This window comes from Roseicyclus mahoneyensis (assembly GCF_003148775.1).
Taxonomy (GTDB): domain Bacteria; phylum Pseudomonadota; class Alphaproteobacteria; order Rhodobacterales; family Rhodobacteraceae; genus Roseicyclus; species Roseicyclus mahoneyensis.
The window spans coordinates 167,382-187,315 of sequence record NZ_QGGW01000001.1 but is presented as its reverse complement, the minus strand read 5'-3'; the positions used below and the strand labels follow the sequence as shown (position 1 = coordinate 187,315).

The 19,934-nt window shown below is 67.0% G+C and carries 22 protein-coding genes and 2 pseudogenes; 1 reads left to right on the top strand and 23 read right to left on the bottom strand.

The annotated features are described in order from the left end of the window. Window positions 1–117: 117 nt before the first annotated feature. The 22 genes and pseudogenes from cysE to fabF all read right to left on the bottom strand — a co-directional run bounded on the left by cysE (window position 118) and on the right by fabF (window position 18,870). Window positions 118–921 carry a serine O-acetyltransferase gene (gene cysE / locus C7455_RS00970; RefSeq protein ID WP_109664284.1) on the bottom strand — a complete coding sequence of 268 codons (804 nt, stop codon included), beginning with the start codon at window positions 919–921 and terminating at the stop codon, window positions 118–120. A 77-nt stretch (window positions 922–998) separates the two neighbouring features. Next, on the bottom strand, window positions 999–1,709 hold the full coding sequence (locus C7455_RS00965; RefSeq protein WP_109664281.1) for a DUF2793 domain-containing protein: 711 nt from the start codon (window positions 1,707–1,709) through the stop codon (window positions 999–1,001). Continuing rightward, a pseudogene (locus tag C7455_RS20670) lies at window positions 1,702–3,774 on the bottom strand (baseplate multidomain protein megatron); the annotation flags it as partial. The gene C7455_RS00965 and the pseudogene C7455_RS20670, both read right to left, overlap by 8 nt. A 564-nt stretch (window positions 3,775–4,338) precedes the next feature. Next, window positions 4,339–6,153, bottom strand: a pseudogene (locus tag C7455_RS20665) (baseplate multidomain protein megatron); the annotation flags it as partial. A gap of 4 nt (window positions 6,154–6,157) precedes the next feature. Beyond that, window positions 6,158–6,589: a C40 family peptidase gene (locus C7455_RS00950; protein WP_109664279.1), complete on the bottom strand. Its 432-nt coding sequence runs from the start codon at window positions 6,587–6,589 to the stop codon at window positions 6,158–6,160. After that, window positions 6,586–7,470: a DUF2163 domain-containing protein gene (locus C7455_RS00945; RefSeq protein ID WP_109664276.1), complete on the bottom strand. Its 885-nt coding sequence runs from the start codon at window positions 7,468–7,470 to the stop codon at window positions 6,586–6,588. The genes C7455_RS00950 and C7455_RS00945 overlap by 4 nt, the downstream gene beginning before the upstream one ends. Continuing rightward, window positions 7,467–8,099, bottom strand: coding sequence for a DUF2460 domain-containing protein (locus C7455_RS00940; protein WP_109664273.1), 633 nt, complete (start codon window positions 8,097–8,099; stop codon window positions 7,467–7,469). Before C7455_RS00940 ends, C7455_RS00945 begins: the two co-directional genes overlap by 4 nt. A 12-nt stretch (window positions 8,100–8,111) precedes the next feature. After that, the gene (locus C7455_RS00935; protein ID WP_109664271.1) at window positions 8,112–8,777 is read right to left on the bottom strand and encodes a phage tail tape measure protein; all 666 of its coding nucleotides are present in this window, start codon (window positions 8,775–8,777) and stop codon (window positions 8,112–8,114) included. After that, window positions 8,761–8,982: a rcc01693 family protein gene (locus tag C7455_RS00930; RefSeq protein WP_109664268.1), complete on the bottom strand. Its 222-nt coding sequence runs from the start codon at window positions 8,980–8,982 to the stop codon at window positions 8,761–8,763. Before C7455_RS00930 ends, C7455_RS00935 begins: the two co-directional genes overlap by 17 nt. Next, window positions 8,979–9,293: a gene transfer agent family protein gene (locus C7455_RS00925; RefSeq protein ID WP_109664266.1), complete on the bottom strand. Its 315-nt coding sequence runs from the start codon at window positions 9,291–9,293 to the stop codon at window positions 8,979–8,981. Before C7455_RS00925 ends, C7455_RS00930 begins: the two co-directional genes overlap by 4 nt. 3 nt (window positions 9,294–9,296) lie before the next feature. Beyond that, window positions 9,297–9,710 (bottom strand): phage major tail protein, TP901-1 family, encoded by a 414-nt coding sequence (locus C7455_RS00920; RefSeq protein ID WP_109664263.1) that lies wholly within the window; start codon window positions 9,708–9,710, stop codon window positions 9,297–9,299. 39 nt (window positions 9,711–9,749) lie between these two features. Continuing rightward, window positions 9,750–10,157: a DUF3168 domain-containing protein gene (locus tag C7455_RS00915; protein ID WP_109664260.1), complete on the bottom strand. Its 408-nt coding sequence runs from the start codon at window positions 10,155–10,157 to the stop codon at window positions 9,750–9,752. Further along, window positions 10,154–10,483 (bottom strand): head-tail adaptor protein, encoded by a 330-nt coding sequence (locus C7455_RS00910; RefSeq protein WP_109664257.1) that lies wholly within the window; start codon window positions 10,481–10,483, stop codon window positions 10,154–10,156. The genes C7455_RS00915 and C7455_RS00910 overlap by 4 nt, the downstream gene beginning before the upstream one ends. Beyond that, window positions 10,480–11,067: a head-tail connector protein gene (locus C7455_RS00905; protein WP_109664255.1), complete on the bottom strand. Its 588-nt coding sequence runs from the start codon at window positions 11,065–11,067 to the stop codon at window positions 10,480–10,482. Before C7455_RS00905 ends, C7455_RS00910 begins: the two co-directional genes overlap by 4 nt. Window positions 11,068–11,232: 165 nt before the next feature. Then, window positions 11,233–12,429: a phage major capsid protein gene (locus C7455_RS00900; RefSeq protein ID WP_109664252.1), complete on the bottom strand. Its 1,197-nt coding sequence runs from the start codon at window positions 12,427–12,429 to the stop codon at window positions 11,233–11,235. Between the two features lie 28 nt (window positions 12,430–12,457). Next, a complete protein-coding gene (locus C7455_RS00895; protein ID WP_109664250.1) occupies window positions 12,458–13,039 on the bottom strand; it encodes an HK97 family phage prohead protease in 582 nt (193 codons plus the stop codon). 9 nt (window positions 13,040–13,048) lie between these two features. Next, a complete protein-coding gene (locus C7455_RS00890; RefSeq protein ID WP_109664247.1) occupies window positions 13,049–13,294 on the bottom strand; it encodes a GTA head formation protein, RCAP_rcc01685 family in 246 nt (81 codons plus the stop codon). Next, window positions 13,291–14,454, bottom strand: coding sequence for a phage portal protein (locus C7455_RS00885; RefSeq protein ID WP_109664244.1), 1,164 nt, complete (start codon window positions 14,452–14,454; stop codon window positions 13,291–13,293). Before C7455_RS00885 ends, C7455_RS00890 begins: the two co-directional genes overlap by 4 nt. Window positions 14,455–14,559: 105 nt before the next feature. Further along, window positions 14,560–15,903: a DNA-packaging protein gene (locus tag C7455_RS00880; protein ID WP_109664241.1), complete on the bottom strand. Its 1,344-nt coding sequence runs from the start codon at window positions 15,901–15,903 to the stop codon at window positions 14,560–14,562. After that, a complete protein-coding gene (locus C7455_RS20035) occupies window positions 15,830–16,183 on the bottom strand; it encodes a hypothetical protein (RefSeq protein WP_109664238.1) in 354 nt (117 codons plus the stop codon). The genes C7455_RS00880 and C7455_RS20035 overlap by 74 nt, the downstream gene beginning before the upstream one ends. A 259-nt stretch (window positions 16,184–16,442) precedes the next feature. Then, the gene (gene mltG, locus C7455_RS00870) at window positions 16,443–17,606 is read right to left on the bottom strand and encodes an endolytic transglycosylase MltG (RefSeq protein ID WP_109664235.1); all 1,164 of its coding nucleotides are present in this window, start codon (window positions 17,604–17,606) and stop codon (window positions 16,443–16,445) included. A gap of 7 nt (window positions 17,607–17,613) precedes the next feature. Next, complete coding sequence (gene fabF / locus C7455_RS00865; RefSeq protein ID WP_109664233.1) at window positions 17,614–18,870, bottom strand: beta-ketoacyl-ACP synthase II; 1,257 nt, start codon at window positions 18,868–18,870, stop codon at window positions 17,614–17,616. A gap of 264 nt (window positions 18,871–19,134) precedes the next feature. Here fabF and C7455_RS00860 point away from each other — a divergent pair, with 264 nt between their 5' ends. Beyond that, the gene (locus C7455_RS00860) at window positions 19,135–19,569 is read left to right on the top strand and encodes a hypothetical protein (protein ID WP_109664230.1); all 435 of its coding nucleotides are present in this window, start codon (window positions 19,135–19,137) and stop codon (window positions 19,567–19,569) included. Between the two features lie 89 nt (window positions 19,570–19,658). On the opposite strand, the gene C7455_RS00855 is transcribed toward C7455_RS00860, so the two are convergent. Beyond that, the gene (locus C7455_RS00855) at window positions 19,659–19,892 is read right to left on the bottom strand and encodes an acyl carrier protein (RefSeq protein ID WP_109664228.1); all 234 of its coding nucleotides are present in this window, start codon (window positions 19,890–19,892) and stop codon (window positions 19,659–19,661) included. Window positions 19,893–19,934 lie beyond the last annotated feature (42 nt).

The following is a 19,934-nucleotide window of genomic DNA, read 5'->3' as shown; positions in this document are numbered from 1 at the left end:
GGGGATCACCGAGGCCGCAACGAGTAGGGGAAAACCCACCTCGGCCAGCCAAAGCCTGCGGGTTTTCCGCCGGTTGCACGATGGCACCTGCCCACAGGTGTCAATGCGCGGCCGCGCTCACTCGATCAGGCGGTGATCCATGTTGATCGCGGGCTGCTCGCATCCCGCCTCGCCCACGATCCGGGCGGGCACGCCGGCCACGGTCTTGCACGACGGAACATCGGACAGAACCACCGAGCCGGCCGCAATGCGCGAGCAATTGCCGACATGGATATTACCCAGAACCTTGGCCCCGGCCCCGATCAAAACGCCATCGCCGATCTTGGGGTGACGATCCTCGGTTTCCTTGCCGGTGCCGCCCAAGGTGACGGAATGCAGCATGGAGACGTTGTTGCCAACAACCGCGGTCTCGCCGACAACGATAGAGTGGGCATGGTCGATCATGATCCCCTGCCCGATGCGGGCGGCGGGGTGGATATCGACGCCAAAGACCTCGGACACCCGCATCTGGATGAAATAGGCCAGATCGCGGCGGCCTTCTGTCCAGAGCCAATGCCCCACGCGGTAGGCCTGCACCGCCTGGAAGCCCTTGAAGAACAAGAGCGGCTGGATGTAGCGGTGGCAGGCCGGGTCGCGTTCGAACACCGCCACGATATCGGCACGCGCCGCGACGCCAAGTTCCGCGTCGGCGTCATAGGCATCATCGGCAATCTCTCGCAGCAACTGCTCGGACATCTCACCCGAGGCCAGTTTCTGCGCCATGCGGTAGGCAAGCGCCTTTTCCAGCGTGTCATGGTGCAAGATGCAGCCGTGGATCAACCCGCCCAGCAGCGGCTCATCCTGCACGGCCTGATCAGCCTCGGTGAGGATGCGCCGCCATACGGGATCGACGCCTGCCAGTTTCCGTTTCGCCGTCGCCATGGCTTGGCCCTCCGCAGTCACGCTGTCGTGCTACATCAAATAGGCGCCCCGGTCCATTGTGGAAGGGGGCGCGGGCCTCAGACAGGGGCGGGCAGGCTCAACTCGGCGAAGTGAATGACGAGCCGCACAGATCCGCCCGCAAAGGTGCCGCCCTGCGCTGTCAGCAGCAGCGCGGTGGGCGACCAATAGACGATCGGCGCGGCGGGTCCGTTGACCCAGGAATTCAGGCCGATCCCCAGACCGACGCCGAAACGGCCGTTGTCGCCGCTCACCCCGAGCCGCCACAGTGTCGCGCTACCCGTGATGGTTTCGATGACACGGCCGGTGACGCCGAACAAGATCGCGCGCGCCGGAATGACGAGCGGGGTGGTGACGGTCGCGCCCGGGGTGATCGGAACCGTGATCTCGAACGACCGCATGGCCATGCCCGCATTCGACGGGGCAAGGGTCACGGCACCGGGCCGCCAATCGGCCCCGTCCCAGATCGCGGGCAGGCCCTGATCCAGCACCAGCGCCCGCCAACCCCGGCGCGGCGGCACGAAGACCCAGCCGCCGTTCACGGCGATGGCAAGCTGGCCGTCCTGCCCGGCCCAAGCGTTGACGGCCCCGGGCGGCACAGCGTAGATCTCGCCCTCGGGCGCGGCCGCGGGCGGGGTCGCAGTGTCGGTCGAGACAAGCGTCAGATGCGTCAGCGCGTCGATCCGCGACAGCGCTTCGTTCACGGTGACGTGCTTTTGCGCCTGCGCGGGTGCCAGCAGCGGCAGGGACATGCGGGGGGTGTCAGTCATCGATCATGATCCTTGCAAACGGCCCCGGCCCGAAACGGTCGGACATCTGGGCAACCTCGATGGTGAAGGGCGCGGTGGTGCCATCGCTGGCCCGCATCGCCCCCGTGTAGGTGAAGCCGGGCGCGCCCAGCGTCACCTCGCGTCTCAGCCCCGTGGCATCGACCACGCGGAGAAGGTAGGCTTCGGCGGTCTCGCCCAACGGCACCTCAACCCCCTCCCAGCTGTCGCCGTCGATGCGGCTCCGGCGTATCCATGACAGGGTCAAGGACCCTACAAGGCTTTGCGCCCGCAGATGTGCCGGGGCATAAGGCCTGAGCCCGACACCCTGAAACGCCAGAACCTTTTCGACATAGCTCGGGTCATCGACGCTGCGCCGGGCTGATCCGACGCGGTAGTGCCGGGCAAGGCCGCGGGATGCCGGGCCAAGGTCGACCTGACCCGGCCCACCGTCGAGCAGCACGAAGAGACTGCCCTCGGGCCAAACCTCGGGCATGACGCCATCGGTGCCCTGCTGGCCGCGCAGCCGCATGGCGATGTCCCAAAGCCCCTCGCCCACCAGCGTGGCCTGTGCGAACTGGATCACCTCCCAAGCGCCGTCATCGCCCGACCCGATCGCAGCCAGATTGGCCCCGTTCAGAACCGCCGCCATCTCGGCCGCCGACAGTTGGCCCGACGCCAAGCGCACCCGCAGGGCACCTGCCCGGTCCCATAGGCCCGGGCGGGCTGCGACCAGCGGCGTCTCGAGCATGCCGATGACAGCGCGCCGTTCCATCAGCCGATTGAGAGTGAACCCGTCCGGGCCTGCAGCGGTATAAACGGCGACCGTGCCGGGCCAAGGAGTGGCCGTGACCGCAAGATGAGGCGCATGCTCCACCTCGGACCCCGAGAGAAGCGGCAGATCAAGGAAGACCGGCGTGACGGGCACCGGTGGCACAAAGCTGGAAGCCGGGGCGAATTCCTCCACCGCCTCCGACGGATCCGAGACCGAAGGTTCGACCCGCACGGCCTCCAGATTGCGCGCGCCGCGATCCTCGACCCGGTCGATGCGCCATGTCGATCCGTCGGGCAGCGCCACCATGTCGCCCGCGCCCAAAGCCCGAAGCGAGGGCGGCAGGAACAGGCGCAAGACATCGCGCGCCACGCGCGCTTCGGCCAACCACCGTTCCGCCACTGCCTGCCCCTCGGGTCCGGTCAGGGCCAGAGGAAGATCGGACGCAGTGACAGCATCCGCGCCGTCGGCGGGAAACACCGCTTCGGCCACGCGATCCTGATAATCCGCTTCCGCGGCCGTGTAGCTCAACCTCACGCGCCCCACGATCTCGGCTTCGGCCGCGCGGATCTCGGTGATGCCGCCCGCACCATCCTCGGCCACTGCTGTCGCATCCGCGTCGATCACGGCCGCAGGCAACACGGGCAAGGGCAGAAAAACCAAGGTCCCTTCGCGTTCGACCGCTTGAAACCCGTAAGCCAGCATCAGCGTCTGCAGGCGCGCGCGCGCGCTCTCCGTCTCGCCCGACAGGTGACCCCGCACAAGCCCCTGCAGACGCGTCACGTCGTAGTCCGAAACTCCGGCCGCCTCGCACAGTTCCGCCACCACATGGCTCAGCGGCACAGCCTCGATCCGGCCGGTGATCCAATGACCCAGACGCCAGTTGCCGCCGTCCGACCAGCGGTCGATGTCATTGGGAAAGGCCGGCCATGGCCGTGCGTCCCAAGCCCAGACATGGGCATAGTCCATCTGCAGCATCGGCCCGCCATAGACATCAGAGACCGGGTTGCGCCCCGGCGCGTCCCAGTAGGACATGATCGCGCGCAGATATTGCGCCTGAATCAGGTCATCGCGGCGCCCGTCGGAATAGCGCGGCAAAGCACTTTCCGAGCTTTTGGGGTCGAAGAACTTGTTGGGCTCATTGGTGCCCTTGTCGACGGCCGGGCAGCCGATCTCGGTGAACCGCACGGGCTTTGATCGCGGCACCCAGGGCGAAGGCAATGCCAGAGGCACCCCACCCAGCCGGTCATGATGTGCACTGGCCCACCAGCCGGCAATGTCCTTGTAGCGATAGAGAAACGCATCGACCAATCCGGGGGGCGGAAAGATAGCCCGGCTCCGCGACAACAGACCGGCCCCATCCACTGCGGGCCAGGCTGTGACAGGTTCCCCCACAGTGACGCTTGCGGCAATCTGCAACCAGCCACCCGCGTCTCCGCCGGCCCACCATCCCGACCTGAGCGGCCCACCGGCGGACGTTTCGGCGCTGCCGCGCAATACGCCATCGATCCACAGACGGACACGGCCCGGCGCTGCCGGGTGCAGGTCCCACATCACCTCGTGCAGGCGATCGTCGAAGGGCAATCCCGCAACAGGCAGGTCCAACACCGCCGTCTCAAGGTCCGACCCCGTCTTGGCCGTCTGGCCATCGCCAGCCCTCAACCGCAGGACCGTACCGCCATCGCGCACACCCAGCCAGCTTCCTGTGCCTGCACCCCCCGCTTCCCACAGCGCCCCATCCACAGGGGTTGCAGGCAAACGGACAATGCCGCGAAAAACCGCAACCGAAGCGCGAACATCGACAGAATATGGGGTGGTCGGACCGGGCGGAACGCTCTCTTCAGGGGGGGATACCTGCCACCCGCGCAGCCCCGGATCGATCAGAACCCGGCGCTGCGCCGCGCGCGCCTCCTCGGTCGGATAATACCAGTCGTAGCCCTCGCCGCCCTCGATATTGGCCTCGAGGTAGCCCTGATCGTAGATCGTGCCCCAGGCCGCGTCGGCATGCTCGGTCCCGTCACGCCAGTCACTCAGAGGCATGTAATTGTCGATGCCAATGAAATCGATCTCGTCATCGGCCCAAAGCGGATCGAGATGGAAATACACATCCCCTGACCCATCTTGCGGCTGGTAGCCGAAATACTCCGACCAATCGGCGGCATAGCCCAGATCAGCCTCGGGCAGCAGCGCGCGCACCTCGGCGGCAAGCTGACGGAGCCGGGTCACGGCGCGGAACCCTTCGTGGTCGCGCATCTGCGTGAGCGACCGCATCTCGGACCCGATGCAGAAGGCATCGACGCCCCCCGCCGCGGCGCACAGGGCTGCGGAATGCAAGATGAAGCGGGAATAGGACCATTCCTGCGGTCCGGAATAGGTCACAAGACCGTTTGCCACGGTGAAATCCGCCGCCGTCACGGTGCCAAAGAACGCATCCACCGCAGCCCCGTTGGCCGCGCTTCCATCCGGGCTGCCCGGTTGGCCGGGCGCAAGGTCCCCGGTGATCCGCCCGCGCCACGGCAAGGGCGGCTGTTCCGCGCCGCCCCACGGATCGGGCAAGCCATTGGCTGCCAGGATCTCCATCAGCAAGAAGGGATAGACCATCACCTCCTGCCCGCCCGCCCGGATCGCCTCGATCGCCTCGATCACCGAGCCGTCGGCAGGCGTTCCGCCATAGACGGGCCGGTCGTCGATCCGCGCCAGTTCCTCGGCCTCGGCCCGCGTGATCCCGCCCGCGCGCCACGGCATTTCCGCCCCGTCGCGGGTCTTGTCCTCGACCTTGGGCTTCACGGTGCAGGACCCGGCGCGCAGGTCATCGCCGAACCACGAATAGATCAGGCTGACCGAGCGCAGGCCCGGCAGCACATCGCGCATCTGCTGCAAGGACCGCGTGAAATCCGACCCGCCGCCCGCCGCGCTGGTGTTGAATGCAGCATCGATGCCGAAGGCCTTGCGGTAGCTGATGCTGCGCGTGGACAACACGTATTCACCGGTACCCGGCATGAGCGCGACGGCGCGCACCAGATCGGCCGCGGCAGGCACCATGTCGCGTTCTGGCTGCGGCATGCGCGCGACCTCGAAGGCGAATTGCGGCACGCGGTTGCCGAAGGGCGTCAGGTCCAGATCTTCGAACACGACATAGGCGATGCCGCGATAGGCAGGCACGGCTCCCGCGCCCTCGACCGCCTCGAGCAGCGGGTCCGGCATCTGGTCCTCGGCACCGGTGTAGACCCGCATCGATAGGGTCGACAGGTCTAATTCGACCCCATCGGCCCAGACCCTCCCCACACGCCGGATCTCGCCCTCGCACAGCGCGACGGCAAGGCTGACCGAATAGGAATAGGTCGTGGTCTTTGGCTGGGGCGGCGCTCCCTTGCCGCCCCCGCTGGTCGCGGCACGCTCCACGAACTGCGTGGCCCAGATCACCTGCCCGCCCAGTCGCATCCGCCCGAAAAGCTGCGCCACCGGCGCGCCCTCGCCCGCCTGCGTAATGCGAAACCGGTCGATGCGCCCTCGTTCCACCGCGTCCGAGCCACTTCCCAGCAGCCGCTGGTCGATCACGCGGCCCAGCGTGGCGCCGACCGCACGCCCGATGACGGCCCCGGTCAGACCCAGAACCGTGCCCGAGGCCATGCCACCGATGGCCGCGCCCGCGGCCGACAGAAGAAGCGTCGCCATGCCGTCACATCCTTTCGGGAAACGCGAACCGCGCCACCAGACGCCGCGCCCAAGGGGGCGTCAGCGCGCTTTCCACCACGCCACGCCCGGAATAGGCGTGGATGAAGCTGGGGGCAGACCCGCAATCGGCCTGCACGCCCAAATGTTTCGCGACACCGCCGTCGCGCATGCGAAACAGCAGCACATCGCCGGGCGCGGCCGGCTCGAGGGCCTTGGGGATCAAGTGCCGCGCCGCCGCCGACCAGAGCCGTTCCTCACCCGAGGGCTCGGACCAATCGGCAGTATAGGCAGGCACCGCCTCGGGCTCGGCCCCGTAGACATCGCGCCAAAGACCCCGCAACAGCCCCAGACAATCGCACCCCGCACCCCGGCAACTGGCCTGATGCACATAAGGCGTGCCGATCCAGCCGCGCGCGGCCGCCACCACCGCGCTCACCGGCGGCTTCCCCCGTCGCGCGCCGACAAGCGCGAGGGGTGCGCCACCATCCAGTCATCCCCCGGAATATCCGGAAAGCCTCTGAAATTCAGAAGGTTGGAAAATTTCAATCGGCAGGTTTCCATCCGCTTGTCGCACCCCGCCGTCAGCCCGATCCGGTCCCCCGCAGCGATCCCCGCGCGCAGCCGGTCCCACAATTCGACACGGCGCAAGACGCCCTCGGGCCGGTCGATCTTGACCGCGCCGACCAGCCCCGCGGCCGCGCCATCCAGCACCACACAGCGCCCACGCTCGAACCAGCGCGGCTCGAACGCGTCCAACCCCGACAGATGGAACACTCGCCCACCCTCGACCGACACAACCGTAACCTCGGCCCCATAGCCCGGTGTCTCCAGATCGAACCGGCACGCGCCATCGCCCAGCACCGCCGAACAACTGCGCTGATACACCCGACCCGTCGCCGTGTTCATCCGCTCCGCCAGCCCGCGGAGTTCCGCGGTGAAGGCACCATTGGCCCGCGTCAACTCGCCCAGGCTGCCGCGAAACTGCAACACCCGGTTCGCAGGCTCGCCCCATTGCACCAGCCAGGCCTCGATCGCGGCACCGTCGTAGCGCCCAGCCGCTATATCTTCCTCGGTGATTGCGGCATCCGACAAGGCACCCACGGCTTCGGTGTTGTCCACCGACAGTCCCGTGGTCTGCATCAGCGCCGCCGCCGAAAGCCCGCTCTCGGGTTTGAAGCTGACCCCGTCGAAGGCCAGAACCCGGTCATGATCGGTGAAGCCAAAGGTCACCCCATCGCCCCGCACCAGTTTCCAGCAGCGGCAGACACCCGTCGTGCCACCGGCCAGATGTGCATCTAGGCCCGCAACCCCGCTCACAGCCGGATCTCCACGACCGGCACATTGGGCACCTCGCCCGCCTGGAAACTGGCGACCGAAGTCTGGATCACGTCGGTGTCGAACCGCACCGGCACGTCGAATTCGAACCCCGCCGTGATCGCCTCACCGGCATCAGGCGGTTCGGCAAAGATCACCCTGCCCGCCGCCAGATCCAGCTCGAAATCGACACCCAGAACCTGCTCATCGGTGGAAATCCCCACCAGAACGGTGCCTTCCACAGGCTTCACGATCGGCCGGACATAGGAAAACCCGCCCGAAGCATAGGTCTTGCTCAGCGGAAACACCGTCGCAATCCCGTCCGCCACCGCGATCTGCTGGTCGCGGAACTCGGGCGCGACCGAGGGCGCACAACTCTTGTAATCCGACCAGTCCTTCCAGCGGAACCCGTGCAACTGCCCGCGCCGCGCCTCGAAAAACGCGATCAGCAGCGCGATATCGTCAAGCGAGCGCAAGCTTACCCCCGCGTCATAGCGCCGGCGCGATTGCGCCCAAGGCGTGTTGCGCTCCTCGAACCCGTTGGACAGCGCCACCACCTCGGTGCGCCGCTCAGGGCCGCCCACGGACCCGAAACTCAGGTTGGCCGGAAACCGGACCTCGTGAAATGCCATGATCCCGCCCCCTCAGCGATTGCGCTGGCCGCGCGCCAGCGCCCGGCCCATCTGTGCGGCGATCTGCGTCTGGCTGCGCGCAAAGCCCTGCACGTCGGGCGTCGTGATGTTCATGACCACCTGCACCGGGGCGCCGCCACCCGCCGCCGCCACGCCAAGACGCCCGTCCGCCCCCCGGCGCAGCGGCATGATCGCCTCCGGCCCCGCCTCGCCCATCAGCCCCATGCCGCCCCGCATCGGAAAACTCGTAGCGCCCTGCACCACGCCCCCCCGCGCAAAGGGCATCACCCGCCCCTGCGAGATCGCGCCGCCCTTCTGAAACGGCAAGATGCTGCTGACCAAGCCGTTGATCCCATTGGCCAACACCGACCCCAATGCGTTTTGAACCGGCCGCATCGCGGTGTTGTAGGCGGCATCGACCATGCTGCGCGCCACCGTCCGCAGCGCGTCCGACAGGCGCATGCCATCAAACACCACCCCGTCAAAAGCGCGCCTGAGGCCCCCCCCGATCGACCGGCTCATGCCCTCCACCTCGCGCCCGGTGTACAGCATCGTGTCCTGCATCCCGCGCAACTCCGCCTGAAAGGCAGCCGTCATGCTGGCGGCCTGCGCCATGCTTGTCTCAAGCTCGGCCAGCTGCACCTCAAACGCCGCCATGCCCTCATCCAGCCCTGCCATCATCCGCCTCCTTGTGCGTCACATCGGGAAACTGGGCCGCCAACGCCTCCAGCCGGGCGCGGCCCATAGGGGCCACCCCGGGCGCATCGCCCAACATCATCAGCAATTCGGCAGGCGTCAGCCGCCAGAAGACTTCGGGCGTCAGCCCCAGCCCCTGCAACCCCGCCCGCATCAGGGCGGGCCAGTCAAAGCCCGCGCCGCTCATCCCGACACCCGGAACGCCAAAACCAAAAGCCGCGCGGCCACCCGCGCGGCCTCCAGCGGACCACCCTCGATCTCGGCCGACAACAGATCGGGCAGATCGCCCCGCCAGCCGCCCCCTCGCAGGCCCGCACAGACCAGCATCAGGACATCGCGCGCCCGCAAGGCGTCACCCTCGAACCGCGCGACCAGATCGGCCAGACTGTCTGCCTCCAGCCGTGCTTCCAGTTCCGCCAGCGCCCCTAGCGTCAGCTTGGCCACCAGCCGCTCGCCATCCACGACCAGCGCCACCTCGCCCGCATGCGGGTTCGCCATGGCTCAGATCGCCGAAAAGGTCAGCGCGCCGGCCGAGGCCATCGACATCTCGTAGGTCGCCTCGCCGTCATGATTGCCTGCATAGTCGATCGAGGTGATCTGGAACGCGCCCTGCACGATGCCGAAATCGGGGATCACAACCTGAAACTGCGGCGTCGCGCCGTCAAAGAAGATCTGCCGCGCCCGTTCATCGGTCGAAGCATCTCTAAAAATGCCCGACCCCGAGATCGAGGCCGATTTGACACCTCCCCCCGTCAGCAACTCGCGCCATCCGCCTGCCGACTCAAGGCTCGTCACATCCACCTGTTCGGCGTTGAAGCTCAGCCGCGTGGCGCGCAGCCCTGCCACCGTCTCAAACACGCCATTCCCATCCATGTCGACCTTCACCAAAAGGTCCTTGCCGCTCTGCGCCGCCATCACATTCTCCAATATTGTCTATATTTTGCAAGGTGACGCTCACGCGTCCTCATCCACCCGGGCACGAAACCAGACCTCGATCTCGCGCCTGCCATCGACCCGCCGCGCCCGCGCGCGCACAAAGGCCATCCGCACCAGCCGCCCGCGCGCCAGCACCATCTCGGCCCCGGTCAAGGCATCCGAAATCGCCGCCGCCAACACCTTGGCGCTCGCAAATCCCGCCGCCTCGCTGACCACCGTCACCGGGAAATCATGCACCGCGCCTGCGCCGGTCTTGTCGGACGCATCGCGCACCGTCTCTGGCCCCAGCGCCGCGTAAAGCGGCGGCACAGGCCCCGGCGGCAGCGCGTCATAAATCGCCCCCCCCGACAGCGCCGCCACCGTCGCATCCCCCGTCAACGCGCCATAAACCGCCGTCTGCAGCGCCGCCGTAATGCCATAGCTCATCGCCCCACCTCCTCGAGTGCGAAACACAGCAGCGTCCGCCCCAGCGGGTCGCCCTCATGCACCGCCTCGATCCGGTAGACCCGTGCGCCATCGCGGAACCGCATCGACGCGTCAGGCCGCGCCCCCGCACCCTGCGGCACCGCCCGCATCATGATCTTGAGCTGCACCCGTGCCGCCTGATCCACCTCGCGGCCTGCGCCACGGGTCTCGACCGCCGCCCAGACATGGCCGCGCGTGACCCAGATTTCGCTGAACCCGCCAGCGCCATCGGCGGCCCGCTCAGGCGCCTCCAGCGCCAGACGGCGGTTCATCTCCGGGGCGCTCATTGCCCAGCCCCACGCAACCGCACAGGACGGTGCGGCTCCAGCAGGACCGAGACCGCAAAAGGAATACCCGTCTGCGCATCCATGTTCTGCGCCCAGAACTCGCCCGCAAGGATCAAGACCGCCTGCCGCAGATCGGCGGGAATGCCCGTCCATTCCGCCGCATGCCCGGCCGTGAACTCCACCTCGATCGTGCCGCCCAGCCCGGGCGCGGGCAAGACGCTGCCCGTGGCGACAACGGCAGGGCGATGCGCGTCCAGCTGCAACCGGTAGCGCGCCGGATCGACCGGGGTTTCCGCCCCGGCCCGGGTGATCAGCTTCACGCTGTCGATCCGGCCGACCGGCGCCAGTGGCAGCACATGCACCGTATCCCCATGCCAGGCCATCAACGTCAGCACGAAGCGCCGCTCGAACAGCGCCTTGCCGATCCGTGCCTCGATCCCGGACAAGGCCGCCCGCAGGCAGCTTTCCAACTGCCCGTCCTGACTGCCATCGTCGGAGAAGCCGCGCGCCAGGCGCAACTGTTCGGCCAGTTCCGCCACGGGCAAGGCCGCCCCCGGCACCGAGGTCAGTTCGACCATCATCATGTCATCATCTCCGAAAATCCGCCGAAATCTGAGGTGGGGCGATGCGCCGCCCGCGCTGCTCGAGCGGAGAGACGCGCAGCTGGATCGCGCGCGGCTCACCGCCCCTCCCGCCCTACGACCCGCAAGGGCCAAGGGCGGGGTCCGATATCTCCGCTCGCCAAGATGTCAGGACAGGCCGAATTTCATCAGCTTGATCGCCGCAAAATCGGAGATCGCGCCACCGACCCGCTTGGTCGCATAGAACAGCACATGCGGCTTGGCGCTGAACGGGTCGCGCAAAACCCGCAGGTCCGGGCGCTCCGCAATAGTGTAGCCCGCGCCGAAATCGCCGAACGCGATAGCCGTGGCATCGACGTCGATGTCGGGCATGTCCTCGGCGATCAGCACCGGGTAGCCCATCAGCCGCGCAGGCTCGCCTGCCGCCAATCCGTCCGACCACAAGAAGCGCCCGTCCGCGTCCTTCATCTTGCGCACCGCGCCTGCAGTTTTCGAGTTCATCACGAAACTCGCGCCCGCCCGGTACTGCGCACCCAGCGCATAGACCAGATCGACGATGGCGTCGGCCGGGTTGATGGCGTCGAAATCGCCCGCCGTCCCGGTCACCACATAGCCCAGCGCGCCCCAGGCCCAGATCGTATTGGGCAGCTTCAGGCCGTTCAGGATGCCGGTGGGCTTGCCCGCCCCATCGCCGTTGATGAAGGCAGCCGCTTCGGCGCGGGCGAACTTGTCCGCGATGCGCCCCGCCAGCCAACCTTCGATGTCGAAGGCGCTGTCATCAAGCAGCCGCTGCGACGCCTTGGGCATCGCCGACAGCTCGAACAGCGGGATCGAGATGCGCTCGATCTGCGGCGCCGTGGTCTCGGTGGTGTCCGTCACCTCATCCGCCCAGCCCGCGCCGGTGTCCGTGGTGTCGATCAGCACATCAAAGGAACTGGCCTCCACCCGCACCACATTGGCCACAGCCCGCAGGCTCGACGCGCTGCGCAGCACCGACTGGATGGTCTCCGCCGTCTGCGGATCGACAAGATAGCCGCCCTCGGCATTCACCGCCGTGCTCAGCCCCTTGTGCTCGATCTCGAGACCGCGCAGCCCGTCATCGTCGCCGTTGCGCAAATATGTCGCCAGCGCCTTCTTGTGCGGCGCGGTCTGGTCGATTTCCGCCGACAGCGCGGGGCGGGCATGGATCATGGTTTTCGTGGTCAGCATTGCGATACGCTCTTCCTGCTTCTGAAATCGGGTGTTGAGATCGTTCTGGAACTGGCTGAATTCGTTCAGGAAACCGCCAAGGGCCTCCTTCACCTCAACCAACGGCGCTTGGGCCGCACGGGGCTGTTCCGCCGCCCCGGTTCGGGTCTCGGTCATGCATCACCTCTGAATGATTGCCGATGGGTCAGCGGGGCTTTTGCGCCGCCATTTGGGCGCGCGCTGCGTCGAACACGCGCGCCAGATCACGCAGGTCATCACCCGCCTTGGCCTCGGCGGCCTCGGCTGCGGCGCTGACCCGCGCCTCGGGAAGCATGGGGAAGGTCACCAGCGACACCTCCCACAACTCCACCTCCGACAAGAGCCTGCGCCCCTGCCCGTCCTTCGCGGCCCGCACCGTCTTGTAGCCGATGCTCAAGCCGTCGATCGCGCCCGCCTCGATCAGCGCCGCCGCCTCCCGCGCGCGGGCCACCTCCTTCAGAAGGCGCCCCTTGACGTAAAGCCCCTCGGCGTCTTCGTGCACCTCGTCCCAGATGCCGATGGGCTCGGTCGGGTCGTGCTGCCACAGCATCTTGACCCGACGCCCGGCCCCCTCCAGCCGCGTCAGGCTCGCCGCATAAGCGCCCCGCTCCACGATATCGCCGCCTTGGTCGCAGGTCCCGAACAGGCTCGCGTAGCCTTCGATCGCGCGGCCCTTCGTGACCGTCAGTCCGGCCTCGTCGAACCGCGCGAACTTGGTCTCAAGCCCCTGCATATAAATGTCTTTCATATCCCACTCCTATCCCGCGCCACTCAGCTGGATCAGCTCGTTGATGCCTTGCGCCAGGATCACCGAGACGACACCGAACACCGCCAGCCACAGCCGCCGCTCCAGCCGTTCCAGCGCGGTCTCGATCCCCTCCAGCCGGAAACTCAGCGCCTGCCAGCGCTCGTCCTGCACCCGCTCATTGGCCTCGATCCGGGCGCTCGCCGCATCGAACGGGGCATAAAGATACCGTGACCCACTGCGGTCGCGCTCGCTCATGCGCCCTCCGGCCGCTCCGGCAAGCCTAGCATCCGCCGCTTCTCGCCCTCGGTCAGGAAATCCGCCTCTGCCACGCGCCGCCACTGCGCTTCGCGCTCGGCCGCCAGCGCCGGCACCTGATCCAGATCGGGCTTGAATTCGATCACCTCGCCGCTCAGCCCGCTCAGCCAATGGCCCATCTGCGCCAGCACCTTCTGCGCCAGCGGCAGCACCGTCAGCCGGTAAAATGCCCGGTTGGCCTCTGCGTAATTGGCATAGGTCGCATCGCCCGGAATACCGAGCAGCATCGGCGGCACGCCAAAGGCCAGCGCGATGTCGCGGGCCGCCGCCTCCTTGGTTTTCTGGAATTCCATGTCGGAGGGCGAGAACCCCATCGGCTTCCAGTCCAGCCCCCCCTCCAGCAGCATCGGCCGCCCGGCATTGCGCGCGCCCTGATGGTGCGTCTCCAACTCCTCCTGCAGCCTAGTGAACTGGTCCTGGGTCATCGTCCCCGTGCCATCGACCCCGCGATAAACGATCGCCCCCGAAGGACGCGCGGCATTGTCCAAAAGCGCCTTCGACCAGCGCGAGGCCGCGTTATGCACATCCAGCGCGGTGGCCGCAGCCTGCAGCGGCGCCAGCCCGTAATGGTCGTCCTGCGGATGGAAGGTCTTGATATGACAAATGATCTCGGGCGCGTAGCGGTGCTTTTTCGCGCCGACCACATAGTCGTAGGCCATAGGCCAGCCATCGACCCCCGGCACAAGGCTCATCCGGTCGGACCGCAGCACATGCAGCTCCGCCAGCCCCGCGCCCTGCGCCGGAACCGCCTCCAGATAGGCATTGCCCGCCAGCATCAGTTGCGCAAAAACCGCCTCCAGCAGATCGGCCCGGCCCTGCGCCTGATTGGGCCGGTTCAGCAGCGCCAGCACCGGATGCGTCTCATAGCGACATGTCGCGTCCTGGCAGACCACCGGCAATGCCGCCGCCGCCTCCGCGATCAGCTTGACCGACCGGAACCCCACCGGGTTGCCCTGAAACCCGTTTTTCGTCAGCGAGACGATGTCGCGCGGGCTCCAGGCAATCCGGCCCGAGCTCCCCCAGACCGCCACCCGCGCCCCGGCCGAGGCCTTGCGCTCCGGCACCGCCACGGGGGCTTTTCGCAAGAAATCCAATACCATGCGCCTCTCTCCTCAAGTGATACATAAAGACGTGCCGCGCGACCTTGCGGCTGCACGTCCGGCGCCCCCTCCGGGGCGCACACCATCTTGTCCGTCAAGTTGGCCTCAAAGGCCCCGGATCTGCGGGCTGAGCGCCCTGCCACCGGGCACCAGCAACCCCTCGGTCACCGCCCAGACCAGCGCATCAACGCGGTCCGGGCTGCCGGTGCCTGCAAAGCCCCTGAGGCTCATCAGGCACATCTCGTCCTCCAGCGCGGCCAGCACCCCTAGATGCCGCACCCGCCCCTGTTCATACAGCGCGGCGACAGGTTCGGCCCGTGCCGTCTTGCCGACGCTCGCCCGCACCCCGCGCACATTCACATGCGGATCGACCTGCCGCATCAGCAGCGTCACCAGATCGCCACCTTGATTGACCTCGGCCACCATCCGCGCGGCCCCATGCCGGTGATAGGCCGCCGCCGCGGCCTCGGCCCATTCCTTGGGGCTCGCGCCGGAGACGCTTGCATCCTCCAGCACCACGGCCGTCCAGTCATGCGGCGGCCCCTGCTCGACCACCGCCAGCACCACGATCCCGCAGGCGTCCGACCCCGCATGGCCCGTCACCGGCGGATCGACCGCCACGATCACCCGCGCACCCTTCGGCGCGACATCCACCCGCAGCCCATCCAACCACGACCGAGTCCAAAGCGCGTCCTCTGCATCCTCCAGCAATTCGCCGTCCAGCTCCTGCCGCCCCAGCCGCGTCTGCCCGTAGCGCGCCCGCACCTCGCGCAGGAAACTCGGCGCCAGATGCGCCCGGTTTGCCTCCGTCGCCGCCTGCGTCACCACCGTGCTGTCACGGCACAAAAGCGCCTTCAACACCCCCACGTTGCGCGGCGTCGTGGTCACAACCTGCTGCGGATGCTCCCCCAGCCTTAGCCCGAATTGCAGCATGTCCCAGGTTTCCTGACCTTTGGGCCATTTCGCCAGCTCATCGGCCCAGGCCGCATCGAACTGCGGCCCGCGCAAGGCTTCGGGGTCATGCGCGGAATAAAGCCGCGCCTCCGCCCCGTTCGGCCATTCCAGCCGCCGCTCCCCCGCGATCCAGCGCGGGCAGCGGTCGGGCGGAGAGCAGGCGATCAGCCCGCTCTCCCCCTTCACCATCACGGCCAACGCCTGGTCATAGGTTTCCCCCACCAAGGCCAACCGCCGCGCGCGACCCGGCGCCTCCGGCGTCGGTCCCTCGACCATGGACCGCACCCATTCGGCCCCGGCACGGGTCTTTCCCGCACCACGCCCGCCCAAGATCACCCAGCTGGTCCAGTCCCCCGCCGGGGGCAACTGGTGCGGCAAGGCCCAGACCTCGAAGAGGTAGGGCAAGGCCGCCAGCGCCTCGTCACTCAACTCCTGCAGAAACGTCGTCACCGTCTCTTGCGGCGCGGAGGCGAGCCAACCTGCGGCAGACCTCATCGCGGGCAGCATCGAGGTCGAGCACCCCGCCCCCTCGTCGCCCGTATCTCTGGCTCCCTGCGTCACGCGCCTTTGCCTCCTGCACAATGGCAAGCTGAAAGGCGGCACCGACCGCCCTCACATCCTTGACCACATCCGTTTCGTTGCAGATTTCTGCCACTCGCGCGGCATCAAGCGTCCTCTCCAGAAGCTCGACAGCCGTCTCCAGCGCCTTGTAAGCCTGCGCCACCGATCGGTCCGCATAGGCCAACGCGTCATGATCGTTAAATATGTCCGTCATTGAATACCCTCGCGTCCGAAAAAACCCTCGGTCACGAGCAGCACATGGACCTCAAAGGCGAGAGGCACGATCAAGGGCGGGCAAAACACCCGTCCGGCCACGAAAAAACGGCCCTAGGGTCATCCCCCGGGCCGTCTACCCATGTCTTCCAGCGTGCCCAAAGGAATGCCATGGAGCGTGCGCATGGTCAAGAACTATTGCGTTTACAAAGGGTTAACGCAAGCATCGGCGTTAACCTACTGTTAAGCCGCGCAGCGCCTCACGGAGACGACGCCGCCCGCTCCGCCTCGATCTGCCGCCAACGCGCGACATTTCTGTTATGTTCCTCAAGGGTTTCGGCAAAGGCATGCCCGCCCGTGCCATCGGCCACAAAGAACAACAACGGCGTGTCATCGGGGTTCACAGCCGCCTCGATGGCCGCACGGCCGGGGTTTGCGATCGGCGTCGGCGGCAGCCCGTTGATGACATAGGTGTTCCACGGCGTCTCGGCGCGCAGCTCGCTGGCCCTGATCCCGCGCCCCAGAACGCCGCGCCCTTCGGTGATTCCATAGATCACCGTCGGGTCCGTCTGCAGGCGCATCCCCCGGTTCAGCCGGTTCACAAAGACGCTCGACACCTGCCGCCGCTCGTCGGGCACGCTGGTTTCCTTCTCGATGATCGAGGCCAGGATCAGCGCCTCCTCGGGGCTGGCCAGCGGCAAGCCGTCCTGCCGGTTCGCCCAGGCCTCGGCCAGGATCGCCTCTTGCGCCGTCAGCATCCCGTCGATGATCGCCCGCCGATCCGCACCGCGCGTCACTTCGAACGTATCGGGCGCAAGCCTGCCTTCGGGCGGCACCTCGGCAATCTCGCCCGACAAGAAATCGGCGGCGCGCAACCCTTCCACGATCTGCCAACTTGTCAGCCCCTCGGGCACCGAAACCCGGTAGACCATTGGCGTCCCGCTCTCGACCAGCTGCGTGTAGGCCTCCGGCACGCCTTCCTCATAGGCGAAATCCGCAAGCTCCACGATCTCGCCCGTGCCCGGCACACGCTCGCGCAGACGCAATTCGCCCGAGCCCGACAGCCGCAACACATAGGTCGCAGTATAGCGGAACTGAGACGGCCCACCGGCTGTCACGATCTGCAAGACCTCCTCCATCGAGGACCCTGCCGGGATCTCGTAGCTGCCGAACCGCAGCTGATCGCCCATGCCCGCGTAATCAGCCCCCAGCCGGAACAGCATGGCCGATGAGACAGCCCCGGTTTCGGCCAGATCCTCCGACACCCGCCGCAGGCTCGCGCCGCGCGGCACCTCGAAAAACGCCGCCTCCGTCAAGGGTCCGGGCGCGCGGAATTCCCGCTGCCCCCAGGCAATCGCCCCCGCCAGCGCGATGAACACGATGATGAGAAAGCTCATTCCGTTGGCGGCGACATTCTTCCACATGGGCGGATCACACCCTCCCCATGATCAGGCAGGCGTTCGTTCCGCCAAAGCCGAAGCTGTTGGACTGCACAATGTTGATCTCGCCCTTCTGCGCCAAGTTGGCACACAGGTTGATCGCGGTCTCGGCCGCCACGTTATCCAAATTGATCGTGGGTGGCGCGATCTGGTCACGGATCGCCAGGATCGAGAATATCGCCTCGATCGCCCCTGCAGCCCCCAAGAGATGCCCCGTCGCCGATTTGGTCGAAGACATCAAAACCTTGCCCGCATGATCCCCCATCAACCGCTCCACCGCGCCCAATTCGATCGTGTCGGCCATGGTCGACGTGCCATGCGCATTGACATAGTCGATCGCCGAGGGCTCCAGCCCCGCCCGCTTCAACGCCGCCCGCATCGCGCGTTCCGCGCCTTCGTGATCGGGCGGCGGCGCAGTGATGTGATAGGCGTCGCCGGACAGGCCATAGCCCAGAATTTCCGCGTAGATCTTGGCCCCACGCGCCTTTGCGTGTTCGTATTCCTCGAGCACGACGACACCCGCGCCTTCGCCCATCACGAACCCGTCGCTGTCGGCATCCCACGGGCGGCTCGCTTTTTGCGGCTCATGCCCCCGCTTGGTCGACAGCGCCTTGCAGGCGTTGAACCCCGCGATGCCGATCTCGCAGATCGGGCTTTCCGCACCGCCCGCGATCATCACCTCCGCATCGCCCCACTGGATCAGCCGCGCCGCATCGCCAATGGCATGCGCGCCGGTCGAACAGGCGGTCACGACGGCATGGTTTGGCCCCTTGAAGCCATAGCGAATGCTGACCTGCCCCGAAATCAGATTGATCAGTGCCCCCGGCACGAAGAACGGCGACACCCGCCGCGGGCCCTTGTCGCGCAACGTGATCGAGGTATCGGCAATCGACGACAGCCCCCCGATCCCCGAGCCGATCAAGACACCCGTGCGCTCGCGATCCTCGGTGCCTTCAGGCGTCCAGCCGCTGTCCTCCACCGCCTGAACAGCCGCCGCCATGCCATATAAGATGAAATCATCGACCTTGCGCTGCTCCTTGGGCTCCATCCAGTCGTCGGGGTTGAACGTCCCGTCGCTGCCATCGCCCCGCGGCAGCTCACAGGCATAGGTCGTGGCCAGATGGCTCGCATCAAAGCGCGTGATCGTGCCCGCACCGGAGTGTCCGGCCAAAAGCCGCTCCCAGGTCTTTTCCACGCCGGAGGCCAGCGGCGTCACCAGCCCCAGCCCCGTCACCACCACTCGCCGCATTCTTCGCCCTCGCGCCTGCCTTGCCGCGTTCCCGCGCCTCGTCCGGTTCGATACCGTGGAAGGGGTCTCCGGGGCAAGGGGTGGGGCCGGTGGTGGGCGGTCTCCCGCACGCTTGCGCCGCAGGGCATGCTTGACCGGGCCCAAACCGCTCTCCACAGTCTGAAGGCCGCAACCATTTCAGGGCGCTGGCCGAATTTAACACGTCAATAGATTGGCCGCGCCTGCGTCGGCATTCCGGTCAGTTCACAAGCAACGAGGCTTCCAATGTTTGCCATTTCCCCGCCCATAGCCCGCATCGGCATCGCCCGCCCTCTCCTGCTCGGCCTCGCCGCCCTGATGATGGCGGTCATCGCCAGCCCGGCCGCCGCCAACCCCGGGCGCGCCGCCGGAGATTGCGTCCGCGCGAACCGGGTTACCAGCGCCTATTCCGACCGGATGGAGTTCACCAATGTCTGCAACGTCTCGGTCTTCGTGATCTACTGCGGCGACACGGCGAACCCCGGACCGTTCTGTCAGGGCAGCCGCAACTCCAACTACTATTCCCATTCTCTGATCCTCCGCGCCGGCGCGACGGCCAGCGCAGCGCTGCAACGGGGCGGGCGGATCATGTGGGGCGCGTGCGAGGGCACCATCGGCTTTGGCAACGACGGCAACTTCACCGATTCCCCAGACGGCCGCTACACCTGCCTTGCACGCTGAAAACGCCACCTTATAAAGAAAAATCCCTCCGGACCGTGTCCGGAGGGATTTTTGTCTGCGCCGCTGCCCGGGGCAGTCGGCAGGTACGCTTACTGCGCTTCCTTGATGAACTTGACCGCGTCGCCGAAGGTCTGGATCGTCTCGGCCGCGTCGTCCGGGATCTCGATGCCGAACTCTTCCTCGAAGGCCATGACCAGCTCGACCGTGTCGAGGCTGTCCGCGCCAAGATCGTCGATGAACGAGGCGTTTTCCGTCACCTTGTCCTCTTCGACGCTCAGGTGCTCGACCACGATCTTCTTCACGCGCTCTGCGATGTCGCTCATGTTCATCCTCGTTCGTTACGGCGCCGCTCGTCTCCCGGCACC

Coding starts and splice junctions, on each gene's coding strand:
- cysE (WP_109664284.1), bottom strand. CDS start 921: ATGGCGACGGCGAAACGGAAACTGGCAGGCGTCGATCCCGTATGGCGG.
- C7455_RS00965 (WP_109664281.1), bottom strand. CDS start 1,709: ATGACTGACACCCCCCGCATGTCCCTGCCGCTGCTGGCACCCGCGCAG.
- C7455_RS00940 (WP_109664273.1), bottom strand. CDS start 8,099: ATGGCATTTCACGAGGTCCGGTTTCCGGCCAACCTGAGTTTCGGGTCC.
- C7455_RS00935 (WP_109664271.1), bottom strand. CDS start 8,777: ATGGCAGGGCTGGATGAGGGCATGGCGGCGTTTGAGGTGCAGCTGGCC.
- C7455_RS00930 (WP_109664268.1), bottom strand. CDS start 8,982: ATGAGCGGCGCGGGCTTTGACTGGCCCGCCCTGATGCGGGCGGGGTTG.
- C7455_RS00925 (WP_109664266.1), bottom strand. CDS start 9,293: ATGGCGAACCCGCATGCGGGCGAGGTGGCGCTGGTCGTGGATGGCGAG.
- C7455_RS00920 (WP_109664263.1), bottom strand. CDS start 9,710: ATGGCGGCGCAGAGCGGCAAGGACCTTTTGGTGAAGGTCGACATGGAT.
- C7455_RS00915 (WP_109664260.1), bottom strand. CDS start 10,157: ATGAGCTATGGCATTACGGCGGCGCTGCAGACGGCGGTTTATGGCGCG.
- C7455_RS00910 (WP_109664257.1), bottom strand. CDS start 10,483: ATGAGCGCCCCGGAGATGAACCGCCGTCTGGCGCTGGAGGCGCCTGAG.
- C7455_RS00905 (WP_109664255.1), bottom strand. CDS start 11,067: ATGATGATGGTCGAACTGACCTCGGTGCCGGGGGCGGCCTTGCCCGTG.
- C7455_RS00900 (WP_109664252.1), bottom strand. CDS start 12,429: ATGACCGAGACCCGAACCGGGGCGGCGGAACAGCCCCGTGCGGCCCAA.
- C7455_RS00895 (WP_109664250.1), bottom strand. CDS start 13,039: ATGAAAGACATTTATATGCAGGGGCTTGAGACCAAGTTCGCGCGGTTC.
- C7455_RS00890 (WP_109664247.1), bottom strand. CDS start 13,294: ATGAGCGAGCGCGACCGCAGTGGGTCACGGTATCTTTATGCCCCGTTC.
- C7455_RS00885 (WP_109664244.1), bottom strand. CDS start 14,454: ATGGTATTGGATTTCTTGCGAAAAGCCCCCGTGGCGGTGCCGGAGCGC.
- C7455_RS00880 (WP_109664241.1), bottom strand. CDS start 15,903: ATGAGGTCTGCCGCAGGTTGGCTCGCCTCCGCGCCGCAAGAGACGGTG.
- C7455_RS20035 (WP_109664238.1), bottom strand. CDS start 16,183: ATGACGGACATATTTAACGATCATGACGCGTTGGCCTATGCGGACCGA.
- mltG (WP_109664235.1), bottom strand. CDS start 17,606: ATGTGGAAGAATGTCGCCGCCAACGGAATGAGCTTTCTCATCATCGTG.
- fabF (WP_109664233.1), bottom strand. CDS start 18,870: ATGCGGCGAGTGGTGGTGACGGGGCTGGGGCTGGTGACGCCGCTGGCC.
- C7455_RS00860 (WP_109664230.1), top strand. CDS start 19,135: ATGTTTGCCATTTCCCCGCCCATAGCCCGCATCGGCATCGCCCGCCCT.
- C7455_RS00855 (WP_109664228.1), bottom strand. CDS start 19,892: ATGAGCGACATCGCAGAGCGCGTGAAGAAGATCGTGGTCGAGCACCTG.